General features: G+C 65.5%; 17 protein-coding genes and 4 tRNA genes. 14 read left to right on the top strand and 7 right to left on the bottom strand.

Annotation, left to right across the window (positions count from 1 at the left end; genetic code table 11):
- The first annotated feature begins 16 nt into the window (after window positions 1-16).
- The 9 genes from kdsB (at window position 17) to hemN (ending at window position 7,338) form a co-directional block, all read left to right on the top strand.
- The gene (gene kdsB, locus QRM60_RS20605) at window positions 17-826 is read left to right on the top strand and encodes a 3-deoxy-manno-octulosonate cytidylyltransferase (protein ID WP_285446946.1); all 810 of its coding nucleotides are present in this window, start codon (window positions 17-19) and stop codon (window positions 824-826) included.
- The gene (locus tag QRM60_RS20600; RefSeq protein ID WP_042599150.1) at window positions 823-1,287 is read left to right on the top strand and encodes a low molecular weight protein-tyrosine-phosphatase; all 465 of its coding nucleotides are present in this window, start codon (window positions 823-825) and stop codon (window positions 1,285-1,287) included. The genes kdsB and QRM60_RS20600 overlap by 4 nt, the downstream gene beginning before the upstream one ends.
- 23 nt (window positions 1,288-1,310) lie before the next feature.
- On the top strand, window positions 1,311-2,729 hold the full coding sequence (locus QRM60_RS20595) for a hypothetical protein (RefSeq protein WP_183111189.1): 1,419 nt from the start codon (window positions 1,311-1,313) through the stop codon (window positions 2,727-2,729).
- Window positions 2,726-4,582 (top strand): excinuclease ABC subunit UvrC, encoded by a 1,857-nt coding sequence (uvrC, locus tag QRM60_RS20590; protein ID WP_011037266.1) that lies wholly within the window; start codon window positions 2,726-2,728, stop codon window positions 4,580-4,582. The genes QRM60_RS20595 and uvrC overlap by 4 nt, the downstream gene beginning before the upstream one ends.
- On the top strand, window positions 4,582-5,214 hold the full coding sequence (pgsA, locus tag QRM60_RS20585; protein ID WP_011037265.1) for a CDP-diacylglycerol--glycerol-3-phosphate 3-phosphatidyltransferase: 633 nt from the start codon (window positions 4,582-4,584) through the stop codon (window positions 5,212-5,214). The genes uvrC and pgsA overlap by 1 nt, the downstream gene beginning before the upstream one ends.
- A 36-nt stretch (window positions 5,215-5,250) precedes the next feature.
- Window positions 5,251-5,326, top strand: a tRNA-Gly gene (locus tag QRM60_RS20580).
- A 69-nt stretch (window positions 5,327-5,395) separates the two neighbouring features.
- A tRNA-Cys gene (locus tag QRM60_RS20575) sits at window positions 5,396-5,469 on the top strand.
- 80 nt (window positions 5,470-5,549) lie between these two features.
- Window positions 5,550-5,625, top strand: a tRNA-Gly gene (locus tag QRM60_RS20570).
- Between the two features lie 300 nt (window positions 5,626-5,925).
- Window positions 5,926-7,338: an oxygen-independent coproporphyrinogen III oxidase gene (hemN, locus tag QRM60_RS20565; RefSeq protein ID WP_285446944.1), complete on the top strand. Its 1,413-nt coding sequence runs from the start codon at window positions 5,926-5,928 to the stop codon at window positions 7,336-7,338.
- An 18-nt stretch (window positions 7,339-7,356) separates the two neighbouring features.
- On the opposite strand, the gene QRM60_RS20560 is transcribed toward hemN, so the two are convergent.
- Window positions 7,357-7,440, bottom strand: a tRNA-Leu gene (locus QRM60_RS20560).
- Between the two features lie 139 nt (window positions 7,441-7,579).
- On the opposite strand from QRM60_RS20560, the gene QRM60_RS20555 reads away from it, so the two are divergent.
- Entirely contained in the window at window positions 7,580-8,872 is a 1,293-nt protein-coding gene (locus tag QRM60_RS20555) for a nucleotide sugar dehydrogenase (protein ID WP_115573022.1), read from the top strand.
- Here the strand turns inward: QRM60_RS20555 and QRM60_RS20550 are convergent.
- Both QRM60_RS20550 and QRM60_RS20545 read right to left on the bottom strand, forming a co-directional pair.
- Window positions 8,856-10,109 (bottom strand): TIGR03862 family flavoprotein, encoded by a 1,254-nt coding sequence (locus tag QRM60_RS20550; RefSeq protein WP_285446943.1) that lies wholly within the window; start codon window positions 10,107-10,109, stop codon window positions 8,856-8,858. The genes QRM60_RS20555 and QRM60_RS20550 overlap by 17 nt on opposite strands.
- 11 nt (window positions 10,110-10,120) lie before the next feature.
- Complete coding sequence (locus QRM60_RS20545) at window positions 10,121-10,552, bottom strand: FKBP-type peptidyl-prolyl cis-trans isomerase (RefSeq protein WP_014507823.1); 432 nt, start codon at window positions 10,550-10,552, stop codon at window positions 10,121-10,123.
- A 60-nt stretch (window positions 10,553-10,612) separates the two neighbouring features.
- On the opposite strand from QRM60_RS20545, the gene QRM60_RS20540 reads away from it, so the two are divergent.
- The 3 genes from QRM60_RS20540 (at window position 10,613) to QRM60_RS20530 (ending at window position 12,636) form a co-directional block, all read left to right on the top strand.
- Complete coding sequence (locus QRM60_RS20540) at window positions 10,613-10,978, top strand: DUF6164 family protein (RefSeq protein WP_228436184.1); 366 nt, start codon at window positions 10,613-10,615, stop codon at window positions 10,976-10,978.
- Between the two features lie 33 nt (window positions 10,979-11,011).
- Window positions 11,012-11,773, top strand: a complete 762-nt coding sequence (locus QRM60_RS20535) for a sulfurtransferase (protein ID WP_228436185.1) — start codon at window positions 11,012-11,014, stop codon at window positions 11,771-11,773.
- 215 nt (window positions 11,774-11,988) lie between these two features.
- Window positions 11,989-12,636: a response regulator gene (locus tag QRM60_RS20530; protein ID WP_011037241.1), complete on the top strand. Its 648-nt coding sequence runs from the start codon at window positions 11,989-11,991 to the stop codon at window positions 12,634-12,636.
- Window positions 12,637-13,204: 568 nt separating this feature from the next.
- On the opposite strand, the gene rne is transcribed toward QRM60_RS20530, so the two are convergent.
- The gene (gene rne / locus QRM60_RS20525) at window positions 13,205-16,795 is read right to left on the bottom strand and encodes a ribonuclease E (RefSeq protein WP_285446942.1); all 3,591 of its coding nucleotides are present in this window, start codon (window positions 16,793-16,795) and stop codon (window positions 13,205-13,207) included.
- A gap of 403 nt (window positions 16,796-17,198) precedes the next feature.
- Here rne and QRM60_RS20520 point away from each other — a divergent pair, with 403 nt between their 5' ends.
- A complete protein-coding gene (locus QRM60_RS20520) occupies window positions 17,199-18,182 on the top strand; it encodes an RluA family pseudouridine synthase (RefSeq protein ID WP_011037239.1) in 984 nt (327 codons plus the stop codon).
- Between the two features lie 385 nt (window positions 18,183-18,567).
- Here QRM60_RS20520 and zupT read toward each other — a convergent pair whose 3' ends face one another.
- The 3 genes from zupT to QRM60_RS20505 form a co-directional block, all read right to left on the bottom strand.
- On the bottom strand, window positions 18,568-19,386 hold the full coding sequence (zupT, locus tag QRM60_RS20515; RefSeq protein ID WP_285446941.1) for a zinc transporter ZupT: 819 nt from the start codon (window positions 19,384-19,386) through the stop codon (window positions 18,568-18,570).
- Window positions 19,387-19,513: 127 nt separating this feature from the next.
- Window positions 19,514-19,936 (bottom strand): energy transducer TonB, encoded by a 423-nt coding sequence (locus QRM60_RS20510; RefSeq protein ID WP_011269750.1) that lies wholly within the window; start codon window positions 19,934-19,936, stop codon window positions 19,514-19,516.
- The gene (locus QRM60_RS20505) at window positions 19,933-20,289 is read right to left on the bottom strand and encodes a 4a-hydroxytetrahydrobiopterin dehydratase (protein ID WP_014507817.1); all 357 of its coding nucleotides are present in this window, start codon (window positions 20,287-20,289) and stop codon (window positions 19,933-19,935) included. Before QRM60_RS20505 ends, QRM60_RS20510 begins: the two co-directional genes overlap by 4 nt.
- Between the last annotated feature and the right edge of the window lie 62 nt (window positions 20,290-20,351).

Here is a 20,351-nt window from a genome sequence, read left to right as displayed (position 1 = left end):
AACCAGCGAGGACACCGTGCAACCAGTTTCTGCAGCGTCTTCCATCGCGTCGGACGACGCATCCAGCGCCTTCGTGGTGGCCGTCCCGGCGCGCTATGCCTCCACCCGGTTGCCCGGCAAACCGCTGCAGCTGATCGGCGATCGCCCCATGATCCAGCACGTGGCCGAGCGTGCGCTGGCGGCCGGTGCCCGCGAGGTCTGGGTGGCCACCGACGACGCGCGCATTGCCGAGGCCATCCAGGGCCTGGCCGGCGTGCGCGTGGCGATGACCAGCAGCGTGCACCTGTCCGGTACCGACCGGCTGGCCGAGTGCGCGCGCATTGCCGGCTGGGATGCGGCCACCTGCGTGGTGAACCTGCAGGGCGACGAACCGTTCGCACCGGCTGCCGGCATTCGTGCAGTGGCCCAGGTGCTGCAACGCTCCGGCGCGGAGATGGCCACGCTCGCCGCGCCGGTGGATAGCGCGCACGACCTGTTCGATCCCAACGTCGTGAAGCTGGTGCGCAACGCCCATGGCGATGCGTTGTACTTCAGCCGTGCGCCGATTCCGTGGCATCGCGACAGTTTTGCCAGCCAGCGCGATGCGGTACCGGCCGGCAATCACTGGCTGCGGCATATCGGCATCTACGCCTACCGCGCCGGGTTTCTGCAGCAGTTCGCAGCCATGCCGCCGAGCACGCTGGAGCGCATCGAATCGCTGGAGCAGCTGCGTGTGCTGGAAGCCGGCTACCGCATCGCGGTGGCGCTGACGCCTGAGCAGTTCCCACCCGGCATCGATACGCCGGAAGACTTGCAGCGCGCGCAAGCGCAACTGGCGTCTGCATGAGGCTGTTGGTCGTCTGCCTGGGCAATATCTGTCGCTCGCCGATGGGCGAGGGCGCCTTGCGCGCGCGTCTGGACGCCTCACCGCTGGCACGCCGTGTGGAAGTGGATTCGGCCGGCACCGGCGATTGGCATGCCGGTGAACCACCGGATGCCCGTGCCATCCGCTGCGCACGCGGTCACGACGTGGATATCTCAGGATTGCGCGCGCGTCAGGTGCAGCTGGCCGATTTCGAACGCTTCGATTGGCTGCTGTGTGCGGACGCGAGCAATCTGCGCGATCTGCAGCGGCTTGCACCCGCATCGCTGCGCGACAAGGTTGCGCTGTGGTTGCCGTGGGCCGGCGTGGATGAGCGCAGCGATATCCCCGACCCGTACACCGGCGGCAAGCAGGCGTTCGAACTGGCCTGGCGGCTGGTCGATACCGCCGCGCGCCAGACCGTGGCCAGACTCACCCGCGGCTGACCGGGCTTGGGCATAATCACTGCATGACTGCCCAGCTCACCCAGGAACTGCCGGAATTTCCCACCTGGCTCAACGCCAGGCCCTCCACCTTGCAGGAGCATCGCGGCCGCGCGCTCGTGCTGGCGTTCGTCAATGCCAGCTCGGTGTGGTGCGCGGAGCGGCTGGCCGAGCTTGCGCACTGGCAGGCGCGCAGCCCCGGCCGGCTGCAGGTGATCGTGGTGCAGGTGCCGCGCTTCGATAGCGAACGCATGCCGCAGCGCTCGCTCAAGCAGTTGCGTGGGCATGGCGTCAGTGCGCCAATCCTGCTCGACAAGGACTGGGAAACCTGGCGCCGTTTCGGAATCGAATCCTGGCCCACCCTGGTGTTGCTCGACGCCTATGGCCGCGAGCGGCAGCGGCTGGTCGGTGTCACCGGCGATCTCGACAAGGCACTGGCCGCGTTGTGCGAAGGCCAGCAGCCGCCATCCGATGCCGATCTGCACGGCGTGGCTGAGCGCGACCCCGAGCCGCGCCTGGCGTTGCGCTTCCCCACCGGCCTGGCGGCGACCGAAGACCGGCTGTACATCGCCGACACCGGGCACCACCGCATTCTCGAATGCACCCACAGCGGCCGCGTGCTGCGTCAGTTCGGCCACGGCAATGCCGACCTTATCGATGGCGGCGTGGGCGAAGCGGCATTTCGACGCCCGCAGGGCCTGGCGCTCGAGCGCGAAGAACTCTATGTGGCTGATACGGGCAACCATGCCTTGCGGCGAATCAACCTGCGCAGCGGCCAGGTCGACACGTTGTGTGGCACCGGGCGCAGCGGTGAGCCGGTCGAAGGCCCGCTCGCCAGTGCGGGCGCGTCGCCGCTGAATTATCCGCAAGGACTTGCGGTTGCCGATAACCAGCTGTTGATCGCGATGGCCGGCGACAACCGCATCTGGAGCTATCACCTAGGCCGCGCCGCGCTGACCGCGCGCGCCGGCACCGGCTCCCTTGAAATCCGCGACGGCAGCGGCCATCTCGCTGCTTTCGCACAGCCGGCAGGCCTGGCTGCGGTCCAGCAGGTGGCTTACGTCTGCGATGGGCTGGGGTCGTCGATCCGCACCATGCAATTGCGTGGTGACCTGGTGCAGACCCTGGTTGGTGGGCAGGGCACCTGGCAGTTCGGTGAAGACGATGGCCCACGCAGTACCGCACGCCTGCAGTTTCCGCAGGCAATCGCACTGGCCGCCGATTCGCCGATGCTGTGGGTGGCCGACACCGGCAATGGTCGGCTGCGCTGCCTGCGCCTGGGCGGCGGCGAGCTGACCACGGTCGCCCTGCCGCGGCGCCTGCATGGCCCGGCCGGGCTGGCCGTTGCCGGCGGCGCGGTGTGGATCGCCGAAACCGACGCGCACGCCGTGCTGCGTTACGACCTGGCAACAGGCGCATTGAGTGATGTTTCGATAGACGAATGAGCGCAAGGCCACAAGCTGATTTCGACGGGAAGGCCTTCGCCGCCCGCCTGAGCACCGCACCCGGTGTCTACCGCATGTACGCGGCCGACGACAGCCTGCTGTATGTCGGCAAGGCCGGCGCGTTGCGTAAGCGCGTGGGCAGCTATTTCAATGGCACGCCCAAGAACGCACGCCTGACTTCGATGCTGTCGCAGGTCGCGCGCATGGACGTGACCGTCACCCGCAGCGAGGCCGAAGCGCTGCTGCTGGAAAACCAGCTGATCAAGTCGTTGTCGCCGCGCTACAACGTGTCCCTGCGCGACGACAAAAGCTATCCCTACGTGTTGCTGACCCGCGAAGACTGGCCGCGCATTGCGCTGCACCGTGGTCCGCGCGCGGTGAACGGGCGCTACTTCGGCCCGTATGCCGGCGTCACCGCCGTGCGCGAAACGCTCAACCTGATGCACAAGTTGTTCAAGCTGCGCAGCTGCGAGGACAGCGTGTTCCGCAATCGCTCGCGGCCGTGCCTGCAGTACCAGATCGGGCGCTGCAGTGCGCCGTGCGTGGATCTGGTGGCGGCGCAGGATTACCAAGAAGCGGTGCGTCGCGCCACCATGTTCCTGGAAGGCAAGAGCGACCAGCTCGGCGAAGAAATCATGCACTCGATGCAGCAGGCCAGCGAGGCGCTCGAATTCGAGCGTGCCGCCCGTCTGCGCGATCTGCTCTCCTCGCTGCGCAGCATGCAGAACCGCCAGTACGTGGACGGGCGCGCCGCCGATCTGGACGTGCTGGCGTGCGCCACGCAATCCAGCCAGGCCTGCGTGCTGCTGCTCAGTTTCCGCGACGGGCGCAACCTGGGCACGCGTTCGTTCTTTCCCAAGACCAACGGCGAAGACAGCGCCGAGGAAATCCTGGCCGCGTTCGTGTCGCAGTACTACGCCGAACATGCACCGCCGCGCGAGATTCTGCTGGACCGCGAGATCCCCGACGCCGAGCTGATCGAGGCGGCATTGAGTGCCGCGGCCGAACACAAGGTCGCGCTGAAGTGGAACGTGCGTGGCGAACGCGCCGGCTACCTGTTGCTGGCCAGCCGCAACGCACAGCTGACCCTGGTCACCGAACTCACCAGCCAGAGCGCGCAGCACGCGCGCAGCGAAGCCTTGCGCGAAATGCTTGGCCTGGCCGAGCAGGTCAAGCGTGTGGAATGCTTCGACATCAGCCACACCATGGGCGAAGCCACGGTGGCCTCGTGCGTGGTCTTCGATGCCAGCGGCCCGGTGCGCGGGCAGTACCGGCGCTTCAACATTTCCGGCATCACCCCCGGCGACGACTACGCCGCCATGCGCCAGGCGATCGAGCGCCGGTTCCGTCGCGCGGTGGAAGAAAACGGCGTGCTGCCCGACGTGTTGCTGATCGATGGCGGCGCCGGCCAGTTGGCGCAGGCCCAGGCCGCATTGGCCGACCTAGGCATCGAGAATGTGTTGCTGGTCGGCGTGGCCAAGGGCGAAGAGCGCAGGGCAGGGCACGAAGCGCTGATCCTGGCCGATGGCCGCGAGCTGCGCCCCGGCGCCGCATCGCCCGCACTGCAATTCATTCAGCAGGTTCGCGACGAAGCGCACCGTTTTGCCATCACCGGCCACCGTGGACGCCGCCAGAAAGCACGCATGACCAGCAAGCTGGAAGATATCCCCGGCATCGGGCCACGCCGGCGCGCCAGCCTGCTCAAGCATTTCGGCGGCCTGGTCGGTCTCAAGGCGGCCGGCGAAGCGGAGATTGCACGGGTGGAGGGGGTCAATGCCGCACTCGCCGCGCGAATCTACGCTAACCTGCACGGGCTGGCGCTCCCCGATGCGGCAGGCGAGTCGAGTCCGTAATGAAGTTGACCATCCCCACGTGGCTGACACTGCTGAGGATCGTGATGATCCCGGTGTTGGTCGTGGTGTTCTACCTGCCGTACAAGTGGACCAATTTCGCCTCGGCCGGTGTGTTTGCCCTGGCCGCCATCACCGACTGGCTGGATGGCTGGGTCGCGCGGCGTTACCACCAGTATTCGGCGTTTGGCGCATTTCTGGACCCGGTGGCCGACAAGTTGATGGTCGCCGTGGCGTTGTTCCTCATCGTGCAAGGGCATCCCACGCCGTGGATGGCGTTCTGGGCGGCGGTCATCGTGGGGCGCGAAATCGCGGTGTCTGCATTGCGCGAGTGGATGGCCGAGATCGGCCAGCGTGCCAAGGTGCGCGTGGCGATGATCGGCAAGGTCAAGACCACCGCACAGATGGTCGCGTTGCTCTGTTTGCTGTATTCGGTCACGCCGGGGCAGATGCCCACGCATGAAATCTGGCTGGGCAACCTGATCTTCCAGGCGGGGTACTGGACCCTGGCAATCGCCGCATTGCTGACGTTGTGGTCGGGTTTCCAGTATCTGCAGGCCGCATGGCCAAGTTTGCGTGCCGATGAAAAGGCCGCGATTACCAACAAACCGAAAAAAGTCGAAAGCAACAGTTGACAGCTATCCCGTTCACTGTAAAATTTCGCCTCCCAAGCGGGAATAGCTCAGTTGGTAGAGCGCAACCTTGCCAAGGTTGAGGTCGCGAGTTCGAGTCTCGTTTCCCGCTCCAAGATGTAAACGCGGCCCCGTGCGCGGGGTCGTGTTGTTTCAGGGCAGGATGCCTTGGGTTTGATGTTTCGGCCTGGTGGTAGAGTGGTTATGCAGCGGACTGCAAATCCGCGTACGCCGGTTCAATTCCGGCCCAGGCCTCCACATCGTGTGTGTTTTCCCTGCCTCCGACGCGGTGACAGGGCTAGCGCAAAACGGTGACAAGCTGTAGAATATCGCTCCACGCGGGAATAGCTCAGTTGGTAGAGCGCAACCTTGCCAAGGTTGAGGTCGCGAGTTCGAGTCTCGTTTCCCGCTCCAAATTCAAGCCATGGACTTTACAGTCCATGGCTTTTTTATTTGGGTTGCACGTGGCGTGGATGAGCTGCATGTCGTGCAGCGATGGTCGGGCAACTGAATGCTGCGGGATCTAAAATTCACTGCGCCGCCCACTGGCACCGTATGAGCGATGCGCCAGTTGCTGTGCAAGCTGGCTGCACCACACGCTGACAGCGCTGCAGGGCGAATGTGATTTCAGCGGGCGTGCCAGTCCCTGCGCCACGGGATGGCAGATTGATTCTGATCAAGGTGCCTCTGTCGCAGGTACGGCATGCTGCGCGCATGGAACCCGATATCGCTGCCGCGCATGCCCGTTGGAACTTCGATCAAGCGTTGTTGCAACGCTACGACCGCCCAGGCCCGCGCTACACCTCCTATCCCACTGCGCCGCACTTCCAGTCCGGGTTTGGTGCCACGGAGTTGCAGGCGGCGTTCTTGCGCGCGCAGGAGCAGCGCCCTGGGCGCGCCTTATCGCTGTACGTGCATGTGCCGTTTTGCAGCAGTCCCTGTTTCTACTGCGGCTGCAATCGGATCATCACGCGCGACGCGAGCAAGGGGCAGGCCTATGTCGCGCGGCTGCTCCGCGAGGCGACCAGCGTCGCCGAGCATCTGGAGCGCGGTCGAACGGTCGTGCAACTGCATCTAGGTGGCGGGACGCCCAATTTTCTCTCGCCTGCGCTGCTGGGCGACTTGCTCGATGGCCTGCGCCGCATCTTCCGTTTCAGCACCGATGCCGGTCGCGACATCTCGATCGAACTGGATCCTCGCGCTGCTCAATCAGGCGACATTGCCGCGCTGGCGCAGCTGGGATTCAACCGGGTCAGCTTAGGCATCCAGGATTTCGATCCGGACGTGCAGGCGGCGATCAATCGCCGTCAAGGCGAGCAGGAGACATTGGAACTCATCGATGCATGTCGGCAGGCAGGCATCGCCTCGGTGAACGTGGATCTGGTCTACGGTTTGCCGCGGCAGACGCAGGCGGGCTTCGCGCGTACGCTGAACCGCGTACTGGCGGCGCGACCAGATCGGTTGGCGATCTACGGGTATGCGCACCTGCCGCATGTGTTCAAGGCGCAGCGGCAGATCGATGTCCAGGAGTTGCCTTCCGCGCAGGACAGGCTGGCGCTGCTCGGGCTCGCCGTACGTACGTTGTCGGCGGCGGGCTACCAGTACATCGGCATGGATCACTTCGCGCTTCCCAGCGAAGACCTGGCGATCGCGCAACGGCGCGGCGATCTGCAGCGCAATTTCATGGGCTACACCACGCATGCCGATACCGATCTGATCGGCTTGGGCGTCAGTGCGATTAGCCATGTTGGCGACACCTACAGCCAGAATCCACGCGAACTGGCTGCGTGGGAAGCAGCGGTCGATCGCGGTGCCTTGCCCGTGTGCCGCGGGATGCAACTGAGTGCAGACGACCTGCTGCGCGCGGAGGTCATCCAGGCCTTACTGTGCTGCGGACGTGTGGATCTGGCTGCCGTGGCGCAACGCCATCAGTGCGATGCGCGGCAATGCTTCGATGACGCGTTGGCTGCGCTGGAGGTGCTTGCCGCCGATGGCCTGGTGGAGGTGCGCGGCCTGTGCGTTGATGTCACCGCAACAGGGTGGCCGCTGGTCCGCCTGGCTGCCATGTGCTTTGACCGCTATCTGCAACCTGTGGGGCAGGCCGTGCGCTACTCGAAAGCGATCTGATGGAGCGTGCGATAGGTGTGCCCGGGGCGGGGGTCGAACCCGCATAGCCTTGCGGCTGAGGGATTTTAAGTCCCTTGCGTCTACCAATTTCGCCACCCGGGCAGACCGATAGCGTGCCTGATTGCGGGGCGATTGTGAATCTCCATCGCGTGCAGAGCGGCTGACCGGGCGGTTGCCGGCTGCGCTATGCTGCCGCCGCACTGGCGCGCGGTGCCGTGCCGCGCATGATCGAAGGAACCGCATGTCCCGCACCCCGCCGTTCGACCCGCTTCAGGCGCGTATCGCCGTCATCGGCCTGGGCTACGTTGGCCTGCCGCTGGCCGTCGCGTTCGGTGAGCGGCGCGACACGCTGGGCTTCGATATCGATGCGCAGCGCGTGGCGCAGTTGCAGCAGGGCCACGATGCCACGCTGGAACTGGACGATGCAGAGCTCGCCGCTGCACGGCAGTTACGCTACACCGCCGACGCTGCAGAACTTGCGGGCTGCACGATCTTCATCGTCACCGTACCCACGCCCATCGACAGTTTCGAACAGCCGGACCTCGAACCATTGCGCAGTGCCACCGCGTTGATTGCCGCTGCGCTCAAGCCAGGCGATCTGGTGATCTACGAATCGACCGTGTACCCCGGCACCACCGAAGAAGTCTGCGTGCCGCTGCTCGAAGAAGCCTCCGGGCTGCGGTTCAACGCCGATTTCTTCTGTGGCTACAGCCCCGAGCGCGTCAACCCGGGTGACCGGCAGCGGCGGCTGCGCGACATTCGCAAGATCACCTCCGGCTCCACACCCGACGCCGCGGACGCGGTGGATGCGCTCTACGCCAGCATCATCACGGCCGGCACGTGGCGCGCTGGATCGATCCGCGTAGCCGAAGCGGCCAAGGTGGTGGAGAACATCCAGCGCGACGTCAACATTGCGCTGGTCAACGAGCTGGCGCTGATTTTCGACAAGCTCGGCATCGACACGCTCGATGTGCTCGAAGCCGCCGGCACCAAGTGGAATTTCCTCCCATTCCGGCCCGGTCTGGTCGGCGGGCATTGCATCGGTGTGGACCCGTATTACCTGCTGCACAAATCCGAGAGCGTGGGTTACCACCCGGACCTGATCCACACTGCGCGGCAGGTGAACAATCGCGTTGGCCGCCACGTGGCTGAGCGCGTTTGCAGCTTGCTCGCGGCGCAAGGGATTGCACCACCGCAGGCGCGAGTGCTGGTGCTCGGCGCCACCTTCAAGGAGAACTGCCCGGATCTGCGCAACAGCCGTGCCCTGGAACTGGTGCAGCTGCTGCAGGCCGCCGGCGCGCAGGTCGATACCTGCGACCCGTGGGCCGATCCCGAAGACGCGCTGCGCCACGGCGGCGTGCAGCTGTGCGAGACGCCGGAAGAGGGCGCCTACGATGCCGTGGTCCTGGCGGTGGCGCACGCGCAGTACCGCGACTACGATGCGCAGCGCATCGCCGCACTCGGCAAGCCGGGCGCGGTGTTCTATGACGTCAAATCGGTGTGGCCGCGCGCGTCGATCAACGCTCGGCTGTAGCGCCGCGTTGCAGCCACTGCACCGCGCCCTGCGCCGCGCGCAGGCCGCTGGCAAAGCACGCCGTCAGCAGATAACCGCCGGTCGGGGCTTCCCAGTCGAGCATTTCGCCGGCGCAGAACACCCCCGGTTGCGCACGCGCCATCAGCTGCGCATCCAGTGCCTCCAGACGTACGCCGCCGGCCGTGCTGATGGCTTCCGCCAACGGCCGTGGCCGCAGCAGACGCAGCGGGAGCTGTTTGAGCGTCTGCGCGACGCGAATGAGGTCATCACCGGCCTGCTTGCCCAAGTGTTCGAACAGCAGCGCGGTCTTGACGCCATCGATGCCGGTCTGGCGGCGCAGGTGCTCGCTGAAACTGCGCCCGTTGCGCGGTTTTTGCAGATCAACCTGCAGGCGCTCCAATGTGCGACCGGGAACTAGGTCGAGCCAGAGCGTCGTAGTGCCGTATGTCTGGATCTGCGTGCGCAGGTCCGCCGACAGCGCATAGATCAGGCTGCCCTCGATTCCCGTTGCGGTGATCACGCATTCGCCCTGCAGCGCCTGTGTCGCACCATCGCGCCCTTGCCACTGGGCAACCACCGCCTTCAGTGGCGCACCGGCGTGGCGCTGCACGAAATGCGGCGTCCATGCGATGTCGAAGCCGCAATTGGCCGGCTGCAGTGGTGCCACCGCGATGTCGCGCTGCTCCAGGACGGGTGTCCATTGCCCATCCGATCCCAGCTGTGGCCAGCTGCCACCACCCAGCGCCAGGATCACCGCATCGGCCGCGAATGCCTGCTCGCCGGTTGGTGTGGCGAAGCGCAGCGCACCACCGTCATCCCAGCCGAGCCAACGATGCTGCACATGGAAACTCACACCCTGTTCTTTGAGTCGTCGCACCCAGCCGCGCAGCAGTGGAGCGGCCTTGCGGTCCATCGGAAATACGCGGCCAGAACTTCCAACATAGGTCTCCACGTCCAGGTCGCGCGCCCACGCGCGTAGTGCCTCGGCGTCGAACGCCTGCAGCCAATGCCCAACCGCGGTGCTGCGTTCGCGATAGCGCTGTGCGAAGACAGGCGGCGGATCGGAGTGGGTCAGGTTCAAGCCGCCCTTGCCGGCGATCAGGAACTTGCGCCCGACCGACCCCTTCGCTTCATAAAGATCCACCGCAAGCCCGGCGGCGCGCGCGACCTCGGCCGCCATCAGGCCGGCCGGGCCGCCACCAATCACCGCGAGTCGCGGCGTGTTTCCATCAGTCATGAGGTGCGTGCTCAGCGCGGCTGCACGCCAAGCAATTCGACGTCGAACACCAGCGAGGCGCCCGGTGGAATCACGCCACCGGCACCTTTGTCGCCGTAACCGAACTCCGGCGGGATCATCAAGGTCCGCTTGCCGCCGACGCGCATGCCGGCCACACCCTCATCCCAGCCGCGGATGACCTGGCGGCCACCCAGCACGAACTGGAACGGCTCGGCGCGATCCAGCGAGCTGTCGAACTTTTTGCCGTGTTTGTCGGCCGCCTTCTCGTCGTATAGCCAGCCGGTGTAGTGCACGGTGACAAGCGCATTGGGCGTGGCTTCGGCGCCAGTGCCGACGGTGCGATCGATCCGCTCGAACGCGGCGATGGTGCCACCGGACGGGGGCAGGGCAGGGGCGCAGCTCGCCAGCAACAGGGCGGCGCAAAGCGTCAAAAAGAGGCGCATGGCGTGATCCACAGGAGTGAGGCACGCATTATCGCACCTGGCTCCCGCTATCATCGCGTCATGGCGAAACTGCTGCTCAACCTACGCAATGTCCCCGACGACGAAGCCGACGACGTGCGGGCACTGATGCGCGACAACCTGGTGCAGACCTACGAAACGCGCCCCAGCAATTGGGGCATTTCCGCGGGCGGCATCTGGCTTAGCGAGAATGCGGACTATCCGCGTGCCAAGGCACTGATGGATGCGTACCAGGCCCGGCGCGGCGCCGATGCGCGTGCACAGCGGCAGCAGGCGCTGGCGTCGGGGACTGCGGAAACCTTTGGCGCGTTGTTGCGGCGGCGGCCATTGTTCGTGCTGGCTACCCTGGTCGGCATGTTGGTGATCGCCTCGCTGGTATTGCTGCCGTTTTTGCTGTTGCGCGGATAACCCGCCGCAGCGGATCGGGCTTAAAATGGCGCCATGATCACCAATGCCGCTGCCTATCAGTTCGCCCCGATCCACGACCCGCAACAGCTGGCGGACAGCGTGCTGGAGCGCGCACAGCAGCATGCGCTGAAGGGTTCGGTGCTGGTGGCCGAAGAAGGCATCAACCTGTTTCTGGCCGGCGATGCCGAGCAGATCGCAGGCTTCTATGCCTGGCTGCATGCAGATGCACGCTTTGCACAGATGCGCGTGAAATACAGCCATAGCGCCGAGCAACCGTTCGCGCGGCTCAAGGTCAAGGTCAAGCCGGAAATCATCAGCTTCCGCCGCGATGATGCCTCGCCGCTGCAAGGCCGCGCGCCGTCGGTCGCGCCTGCAATGCTACGGAAATGGATGCAGCAGGGGCACGATGATCACGGTCGCCCGCTGGTGCTGCTGGATACCCGTAACGCCCAGGAAGTGGCCTATGGCACGTTCCAGGGCGCACTCACGTTGCCGATCGACAAGTTCACCGAACTGCCCGAGGCATTGCAGCCGCACCGTGCAGCGCTCGCCGATGCCACGGTGGTGAGCTTCTGCACCGGCGGCATCCGCTGCGAAAAGGCTGCGCTGTGGATGCATGCCGAGGGCATGGACAACGTGCTGCAGCTGGATGGCGGCATCCTTGGGTACTTCGAGGATGTCGGTGGCGAGGGCTATGACGGCCGATGCTTCGTGTTCGATGAGCGCGTCGCCCTCGATGCGGAACTCCGTCCGTTGGTCGATGGCGCAGCGTGCGCAGACGCAGGGAAAATCTGACCGGGCACGACTGTATTGCCCGATGTCTGTAACGCGAGCGTCACGGCACGATGCTGGTCACGTGGAGCGCGGCGCAGCACGCGTTGAGCGCGGGTTCGCCGGGATCTGGCGCAGTACACGCGTCTAACTTACACGTAATACGTCGCATCGAGCTTGCCCTGAATTATTCACGGAGCTAGGCTGCACCAGCCAGCCGCACAGCGAGGACTACACGGATGACAATCAGAGTTTTTCTGATCGACGATCATGCACTCGTGCGTACCGGCATGAAGATGATCCTGTCCAAGGAAGTGGACATCGAAGTGGTGGGCGAAGCAGAGAGTGGGGAAGCGGCGTTGCCGCAGATTCGCCAGCTCAAGCCGGGCATCGTGTTATGCGATCTGCATCTGCCGGGAGTCAGCGGGCTGGAGATCACCGAGCGCATCGTCAAAGGCGACTACGGCACGCGGGTCATCATCGTGTCGGTGCTGGAAGATGGCCCGCTGCCCAAGCGGTTGCTCGAAGCCGGCGCGTCCGGCTATGTAGGCAAGGGCGGCGACGCGCACGAGTTGCTGCGCGCCGTGCGTGAAGTTGCGCTGGGCCGTCGTTATCTCGGCAACACCATCGCGCAGAACCTTGCGCTCTCCAACCTGGAAGGCGGCGGTTCGCCCTTCGATGCGCTGTCGCCACGTGAGCTTGAGGTCGCGCTGCTGCTGACGCAGGGCCTGCGCCAGGAAGACATCGCCAAGCGCCTGAATCTCAGCGCCAAGACCATCAACACCCACAAGGCGCGCCTGTTCGAAAAGGTCGGCATCCAGGACAACATCGCCCTGGCGCGCCTGGCCAATCAATACGGCCTGACCGATCCCGCACGTACGCTGTGAGCGCTTGCCGCCGCTGAGGTGATGCGGTGTCGTCGCGGTGTCTGGCTGATCAATCGAGAGGCTATTCGTGGCGCGTCACTTAGGTGGTCGCGTTGCGTTGGAACACGCGTGCCTTATGAAAAGTCATTGAGAGATGGGCTGACGTGTTCCTGTGCTGGTACGAGTGGTAGAGCGGTGGTTGTGCTCTGCGCTTAGCGTCCTGGAAGCGCTGTCGTTCTGTGGAGCGACAGGGCTTTGGAGCGGCAGACGCGTAAAGCCGCAGATCTATTGATCGAATGCTCACCGATGCGGTGACGATGCAGGTACTCGCCGACCTGATCACAGCGCTGAATTTCTGTTTTTTCAATGTGGCAACGGCGACGTGGTGTCTCGAGGCGCTCATGGCGCGGTCTGATCGAAGCGGCAATGGGCAATAAGTGTCGACGTTTGAAATTCGCGTACCAGGCAGCTGCAACCTCCATGCAGTTCGCGACTGTCAATTGATGACACAAAAAAAAGCGGCCCGAAGGCCGCTTTTTCTGTCGCCACTATCCAGGTTTCCCAGGACAGCGCCAGTCACGCGTAACGATCAGTGATCGCTACGCGGCTTGTTGGCATCGTCTTTCGATGCTGCAGCCTCGGTGTCGTCCTTGTCATCCGCTGCAGCAGCAGACGGTGCTGCCGGCGTGGACGCTTCTTCCGACACGACCACCGTCGGCTGCCGTGCCTCTGCGGGTTGCTGCGCAGCCACGGGTGCCGCAGCAGCGGCCGGCGTGGAGTGCTCAGATACCTTGGCTGCCGGAGCAGTCTCGACCTGAGCCTGCGGAGCTGCCGCTTGCGGCGATTGCGGAGCCAACGCGTCGAGCAGGGTGGTCTGCACTGGTGCGTAGGGCTTGCGCGCCGGCGCTGCTGGCGCGGTGTCGGTGGCCGGCTGCGCAACCGCGGCGGTCGAGGTCACTGCGACATCCACGTCCTTGCCGGCCGTGCTGGACGGTTCGGCATGCGGTGCGGTGACCGTGACCACGGCAGCTTCGGCCGGCGCAACGGGCGCCGGCGTGACCTGCGCTGCAGGCGACGGCTCAACTGACGCTGTCGCGGCAGGCTGCTTCGGTGCTGCAGGCTGCACCGGGGAGACCGGGGCAGTCACTTCAGGACGAACGCTTTGCACCGCAGCCGGAGCCGGAGCCGCTGCCTCCGGAGCAACACGCGGGGCGTCCTGCACGGGAGCGCGCTGCTGCTCCTGTGCCGGCGCAGCCTCGATCGATGCCGAAGCGGCGTGCGGTGCTGCAGCGGGTTCCTGCGACGCTGCCTGCGAGGATCCCGCCTGCGACGACACGGCGGCTTCGGGCGAAGCAACCGGTGCCGACTGCGCGGTGATCACCGGCTGCTGCGGGGTAGTCGGTGCGCTGTCGACCGACGGTGCAGCTGTCGCTGCCATATCAGCCGGCGGCCGCGTTTCGGCTCGCTCCTTCGGCACCGGACGTGGCGTCACCGGCGTCTGCTGCTCCGGGCTGCGCTCAACCTTTGCTTCGGCCCGAGCGGGCGGGTTGCCGGCATCGTCATCGAAATCGAACTCGGGCTGCCCGGCGCGTGGCGCGGACGACGTCGGTGCTGGCGTACCGGCATCGTCGTTGTCGCTATCCAGATCACCGTCGGCATCACCGTCCAGATCGTCGGACTCAAGACCATCCACTCCGGTCCCACCTTCACCCGTGGCGCCTGCACCACGACGACGGCGGCGACCACCACGACGGCCGCGACGGCGACGGCTTCCGCCCTCGCCATTGGCGCCGTCATCGCCTGCCGGTGCGTCCTGGGCATGGCCCTCGGCGGCGGCATCGGCAGTTGCCTCGGAGGCGGCAGGCGTCACCGTCACGTCGACCGGATGTGCGGCGTCGGTCTCGTGCGCTGGCACTGTCCTCGACACCGGCGTGGCGGTATCGGCAATGGCCGCTGCCACGCTTGCGGTGGTGGCGGTCGCTGCAGTCGCGGTCACGGCCTGTGCCACTGCTGCATCGTCCTGACGTGCGGGACGCTGCTGCTTTTCAGCCGGTGCACCATCCTGCTGGCGCGGAGGACGCGGCTGCTGGTTTTGCTGCTGCTTCGGCTGCTTTGGCTGCTGACCCTGCTGCGGCTGCTTGGGTGCCTGCGGCTCGTTGCGCGGTGGCTTGGCCACCTGCACTTGCTGCTGCTGCGGCTGGCTGCCAGTTTGCGGCGCGGTCGGCTGGCGACGCTCGTCGCGACGCTCCTTGTTCGCGCCGTTGCCATTGCCATTGCCATTGCCATTGCCGCCATTGCCGCGGTGCTGGCCGCCATTGCCATTGCGCGCATCGCGACCATCACGGCGTTGTCCGCCACGCTCGCCGCGATCATTGCGGTTGCCACGTGCGGCGTCGTTCTGACGCGGGCGCTGCTGCTGCGACGCTTCCGGCGTTGCAGCCGGGGCATCGACACCGCCGAAGATGCGCTTCAGCCAGCCCACCACGCCGGTGACCGGCGCGGGGAGCGGCAGTGCCACCACCGGTGCCGGGGCGGGCGCCGCGGCGACCGGGGCAGGGGCCTCTTCACGTACCGGAGCCGGTTGGCTCGGCTTGATCGAAGTCACCGCCGGCGCGACCGGGATATTCAACTGCGCCTTCGTCAGCGCATGCACCGGCAACTTGCGCGGCGTGCCGCGCTGATAGCTTGGCTTGCCGCTGTCTTCGCCCAGCTCGTTCTCGCGCAGGCGCGTGACTTCGTAGTGCGGGGTATGCAGCTGCTCGTCGGCCACGATGATGATCGGCGACTCATGGCGCTGCTCGATCTCGCGCAATGCGCTGCGCTTCTCGTTGAGCAGGTAATTGGCGATCTCCACCGGAGCCTGGACCAGCACCTGTCCGGTGTTTTCCTTCATGGCGTGCTCTTCGGCCACGCGGATGATCGACAGCGACAGCGATTCCACGCTGCGCATACGGCCATGGCCGTCGCAACGCGGGCACACGATCTGGCTGGACTCACCCAGGCTTGGACGCAGACGCTGGCGGCTCATCTCCATCAGGCCGAAGCGCGAGATCCGGCCCAGTTGCACGCGCGCACGGTCGTACTTGAGCGCGTTCTGCAGCTTGTTCTCGACTTCGCGCTGGTGCTTGGTGGACGCCATGTCGATGAAGTCGATGACCACCAGACCGCCGAGGTCACGCAGGCGCAACTGGCGCGCCACTTCTTCGGCCGCTTCCAGATTGGTCTGGAACGCGGTTTCCTCGATGTCGCTGCCCTTGGTGGCGCGCGAGGAGTTGACGTCGACGGCGGTCAGCGCTTCGGTCTGGTCGACCACGATCGAGCCGCCCGACGGCAGGCGCACATTGCGCTCGTAGGCGCCTTCGATCTGCGACTCGATCTGGAAGCGGTTGAACAGCGGGATATCGTCGGTGTAGTGCTTGAGCTTGCGCAGGCTCTGCGGCATGACCTGCTGCATGAACTCCTGGGCGTCGGCATACAGCTCCGGCGTATCGACCAGGATTTCGCCGATGTCGGCGCGCAGGTAGTCGCGCAGGGCGCGGATGATCAGGCGCGATTCCTGGTAGATCAGGAACGCCGCCGGCTTGCTCAGCGCGGCCTCGGCAATCGCCTTCCAGGTCTGCAGCAGGTAATCCAGATCCCACTGCAGCTCTTCGGCATCGCGGCCGACGCCGGCGGTGCGGATGATCACGCCCATGTCGTCGGGGATGTCGAGCTTGTCCAGCGCGTCCTTCAGTGCGGCGCGGTCTTCGCCTTCGATCCGACGCGAGACGCCACCGGCGCTCGGCGAATTCGGCATCAGCACCATGTAGCGGCCGGCCAGCGAGATGAACGTGGTCAGGGCGGCGCCCTTGTTGCCACGCTCTTCCTTGTCGACCTGGACCACCACTTCCTGGCCCTCACGCAGCAGCTCACGGATGGTCGACTTGTTGTGGTCGACACCGGCCTGGAAGTAATCGCGGGAGATTTCCTTCAGCGGCAGGAAGCCATGGCGCTCGGCGCCATAGTCCACGAACGCCGCTTCCAGCGAGGGCTCGAGCCGCGTGATGCGACCCTTGTAGATATTGGACTTCTTCTGTTCCTTGGACGGCTGTTCGATGTCGATGTCGTACAGGGTCTGGCCGTCCACAATCGCCACGCGCAGCTCTTCGGCCTGCGTTGCGTTGATCAGCATTCGCTTCATTGTTGCGTTCCTCGCGCGCTCTACCGCGCGGAACGCCGTGACGTTTCGCCTCTGGAACGGGTCGCCGGCCTTTCGCGCAACGCGCGGACAGGCCTGGCTAGGGTTTCCAGCGCTGCAACACCACGGCAGGCCGCGGGAGCGCTTCTCTTAAGTTTTTTATAGGTGTTTCAGGGCCGGCAGCTGCGTCCGGACAACCGGGACAGCGCACGGGACATGTTCAGCGCAACGGCCAAAAAACCGCTGGCGATGGCCGGGTAGGCCGGTGAGCCGCTAACATGGCCGCCCCGGGGGCGGTGGTCGCGCACTGTGCCGGAATCATCGGAAGTCAGGCTTCTGGCCAATCAACTTCCAACGAAATCAAACCCTTATCTCGCTCGCCGAGTGTAACAGAATAAAGAGCCGGATGACCGACCCCCAGCCCCCCAAGCCTCCCGCCGACCGTGTGGGCGTGCGCATTCTCAAAGTTCCGGAAGACCGCACTGGGCAGCGGCTGGACAATTTCCTGCTGGGACAATTGAAGGGCGCGCCACGCAGCCTGATCTACAAGCTGGTGCGTAGCGGGCAGGTGCGCGTGAACGGCGGGCGGGCCAAGGCCGAGCGCAAGCTGGAGGGTGGGGAAGAAGTCCGCATCCCACCGGTGCGTCTCACCGAAGAGGGCGACAAGGCCGCGCCGCCGTCCGCGTTCCAGGCGCGGCTGGAAGCGGCCATCGTGTTCGAAGATGCTCGGCTGCTGGCGCTCAACAAGCCTACCGGCGTGGCCAGTCATGGCGGCAGCGGGATCAGCTTCGGGGCGATCGAGACCCTGCGCGCCTTGCGTCCGAATCAGACGCTGGAGCTGGTGCATCGCCTGGATCGCGATACATCGGGCCTATTGATCGTGGCCAAAAAGCGTTCAGCGCTGACCGAGCTGCAGGCCTTGATGCGCGAAGACGACAGAGTGGACGGGCGCAGCATCACCAAGCGCTACCTCACGCTGCTGGTCGGGCGGATGCCCGACGGGGTGATGAGTGTGGATGCGCCGCTGCACATCGGCCTGCGCCAGGGCGGCGAGCGGCATGTGCAGGTCAATGCAATCGGCAAGCCGTCGCTGAGCCACTTTCGGTTGCTGGAGCGTCGCGGCGGGCATTCCTACTGTGAGGTACGCATCGAGACCGGGCGCACCCACCAGATCCGCGTGCATGCACAGCACCTAGGCCATGCGGTTGCCGGGGACGACAAATACGGCGACCCCGAGGTGAACAAGCGCCTGCGCGACCAGGTCGGCCTGCGCCGCCTGTTCCTGCATGCCGCCTCGCTGGAGTTCGCGCTGGACAACGGCAAGACGCCTTATGTGCTTAACGCACCGTTGGCGCCGGAGTTGGCTGAGGCGCTGGATCGGCTGGGTTGAGTCGCGGCTTCGCATGGGGCGATGGGTTCCTCGCTGGCAGGGGAAAGTACGTATGTGTCGTGCTTGATGCGTGGCGCGCGTGCAGCCTTTGCGGGCTCAACGTCAGATATATCGATGCCCCTGGCATGGCAAACGCGACGGCATGAATGCTTGAGGTCCATGCCCCCGCTGCCGCTGGGGAACGGCTAGGGGACCTGGCCCGGTAGCTGCCTCAGGTGCCTCTGTCGTGAGCCCAGGCTAGAACGCGCCTCGCGTGAGTTCGCGTGGGCACGTCAGGCGCGCCGATTTGGCGCGATGTATCGGGCATCGCTGCATCCCTGTAACAGCAGACCAGGCAGCTGTGGGGCAGGGCAGCACTCATCAGCAGTGGCAATTGGCTGCAGGCTCAAGGTGCCGCATAACGGAACAACACCAGGCTGATCGCCAGCGTGCCCATGCCCGACACCAGGCCGTAGACCGTCTCGTGTCCCTTTGCATAGCGCTTGGCGGCAGGCAGCAACTCGTCCAGGGCGAGGAACACCATGACCCCGGCGATCACTCCGAACACCGCGCCGAACACGGCCTCGGACAGCACGCTGGACAGGAGCAGGTAGCCGATGCCCGCGCCGATCGGCTCGGCCAGGCCGCTCAACAGGCTCGCCCCGAAGGCATAGAACTTGTTGCGCGTGGCGAAATACACCGGCACGGCGATGGCAATGCCCTCGGGGATGTTGTGGATGGCGATGGCGAACGCCAGCGGCATGCCCACCGCCGGGCTTTCCAGCGTTGCGAAGAACGTGGCCAAGCCTTCGGGAAAGTTGTGCGCGGTGATGGCGACTGCCGTCAGCAGACCAACGCGCCGGATGTAGGCACGGTTGTCGTCGCGAAATTGCGGGTCGTCGGTGGACAGGCTTTGGTGCGGATTGGGCACCAGGCGGTCGATCACCATGATCAGCAGCATTCCGCCCAGGAAGGTCAGCGTGCCGTAGGTGAAGCCCAGTTTGTCGTTGTAGGCGTTGGAGAATGAGGCGATCGACTTGTTGAGGATCTCCGACAACGACACGAACACCATGGCGCCGCCGGCAAACGCCAGCCCGAAGGCCAGCAGGCGCGGGTTGGGCTTCTTGGCGAAGACGACCATGAGACTGCCCAGGCCGGTCGCCAGGCCGGCGGACAGAGTGACCGCAAGCGCGGTCCAGACATTGTGCGATGACACTTCAAGCATTGACGCAACGACCTCGTCGAAAAGAATGGCGATCCGGCGGAGTGCGTGGCGAGTTCAGCTGCGCGTGTCTGCGCTCGGCCATCCGCTGGCGCAGGATGGCCATGGCGCGATGATGGATGCGTGGTGGTCAGCCGCCGCGGCGAGCGCGCTCTTCGATGGCGAAGCATTCGTCAGGCTTGGGGACCGGCGGCTTGAAGTCCACCGGCACCTGGATGGTCTGCGGCACCGGCTGTCCATTGCGGGTGGCGGCCTTGAACTTCCACTCGCGCACGCGCGTCTGCGCTGCCTCATCCAGCACCGGCTGGCCGCTGCTCTGCGCGACAGTCACATCGGTGGGGGAGCCTTGCGGGCCAACCACCACACGCAGCACCGTCTTGCCACCGATTCCCGCACAGGCCAGCTGCGGTGAGTATTCAGGCGGGGGCGTCTTCAGGGCGGCCAGCTCGGTGGGAGCCACGCCGGGCGTGGCGGCCTCTTGCGATGGCTTGCCGCAGCCGACGAGGGCGCCGGCGACGCACAGGCCGGCAAGCAGGGCGCGATACTGGTTCATGCGGTGATTCCTTGATCGAAGAGCTGCGCTGCCTTGGCCGCGCAAATGAAGTCGTTCTCGCTCAGCCCGCCCACGTCATGGGTGGAATAGCGCACCACCACGCGGTCGTAATGCACGCCCAGGTCCGGATGGTGATCTTCGCGGTGGGCGATCCAGGCCAGCGCATTGACGAAGGCGAGGGTGCGGTAATAGTCGGCGAAGCGAAATGTCCGCGTGATGGCCATGCCGGCTTCGGCCAGCTCCCAGCCGGGGACCTGGGGCAACAGCTCGGCCAGGCGGGCTTCGCCCAGCTTGTGGTCGCTGCCCTTGCGGGGCAGGCAATGGGCCTGTTCCAGGGGGATGAGATCGGTCATGACAGGCGGCCTCGCGAAGTGGCGAACAGAAGCACCCACCAGGATCACGGTGTTCCATGAGC

It is taken from the genome of Xanthomonas sp. fls2-241-TYG-148, assembly GCF_030208815.1.
GTDB classification, from domain to species: domain Bacteria; phylum Pseudomonadota; class Gammaproteobacteria; order Xanthomonadales; family Xanthomonadaceae; genus Xanthomonas; species Xanthomonas campestris.
Note: the sequence above shows the minus strand (reverse complement) of the source record. Positions and strands in the feature narration are given on the sequence as shown.

Excerpts from the sequence above, each read along its gene's own strand:
- QRM60_RS20520 (WP_011037239.1), top strand. The coding sequence starts at position 17,199 with ATGACCGACCCCCAGCCCCCCAAGCCTCCCGCCGACCGTGTGGGCGTG.
- hemN (WP_285446944.1), top strand. The coding sequence starts at position 5,926 with ATGGAACCCGATATCGCTGCCGCGCATGCCCGTTGGAACTTCGATCAA.
- rne (WP_285446942.1), bottom strand. The coding sequence starts at position 16,795 with ATGAAGCGAATGCTGATCAACGCAACGCAGGCCGAAGAGCTGCGCGTG.
- QRM60_RS20505 (WP_014507817.1), bottom strand. The coding sequence starts at position 20,289 with ATGACCGATCTCATCCCCCTGGAACAGGCCCATTGCCTGCCCCGCAAG.
- pgsA (WP_011037265.1), top strand. The coding sequence starts at position 4,582 with ATGAAGTTGACCATCCCCACGTGGCTGACACTGCTGAGGATCGTGATG.
- QRM60_RS20550 (WP_285446943.1), bottom strand. The coding sequence starts at position 10,109 with ATGACTGATGGAAACACGCCGCGACTCGCGGTGATTGGTGGCGGCCCG.
- QRM60_RS20595 (WP_183111189.1), top strand. The coding sequence starts at position 1,311 with ATGACTGCCCAGCTCACCCAGGAACTGCCGGAATTTCCCACCTGGCTC.
- QRM60_RS20530 (WP_011037241.1), top strand. The coding sequence starts at position 11,989 with ATGACAATCAGAGTTTTTCTGATCGACGATCATGCACTCGTGCGTACC.
- QRM60_RS20555 (WP_115573022.1), top strand. The coding sequence starts at position 7,580 with ATGTCCCGCACCCCGCCGTTCGACCCGCTTCAGGCGCGTATCGCCGTC.
- QRM60_RS20510 (WP_011269750.1), bottom strand. The coding sequence starts at position 19,936 with ATGAACCAGTATCGCGCCCTGCTTGCCGGCCTGTGCGTCGCCGGCGCC.
- QRM60_RS20540 (WP_228436184.1), top strand. The coding sequence starts at position 10,613 with ATGGCGAAACTGCTGCTCAACCTACGCAATGTCCCCGACGACGAAGCC.
- uvrC (WP_011037266.1), top strand. The coding sequence starts at position 2,726 with ATGAGCGCAAGGCCACAAGCTGATTTCGACGGGAAGGCCTTCGCCGCC.
- QRM60_RS20600 (WP_042599150.1), top strand. The coding sequence starts at position 823 with ATGAGGCTGTTGGTCGTCTGCCTGGGCAATATCTGTCGCTCGCCGATG.
- QRM60_RS20535 (WP_228436185.1), top strand. The coding sequence starts at position 11,012 with ATGATCACCAATGCCGCTGCCTATCAGTTCGCCCCGATCCACGACCCG.
- zupT (WP_285446941.1), bottom strand. The coding sequence starts at position 19,386 with ATGCTTGAAGTGTCATCGCACAATGTCTGGACCGCGCTTGCGGTCACT.
- QRM60_RS20545 (WP_014507823.1), bottom strand. The coding sequence starts at position 10,552 with ATGCGCCTCTTTTTGACGCTTTGCGCCGCCCTGTTGCTGGCGAGCTGC.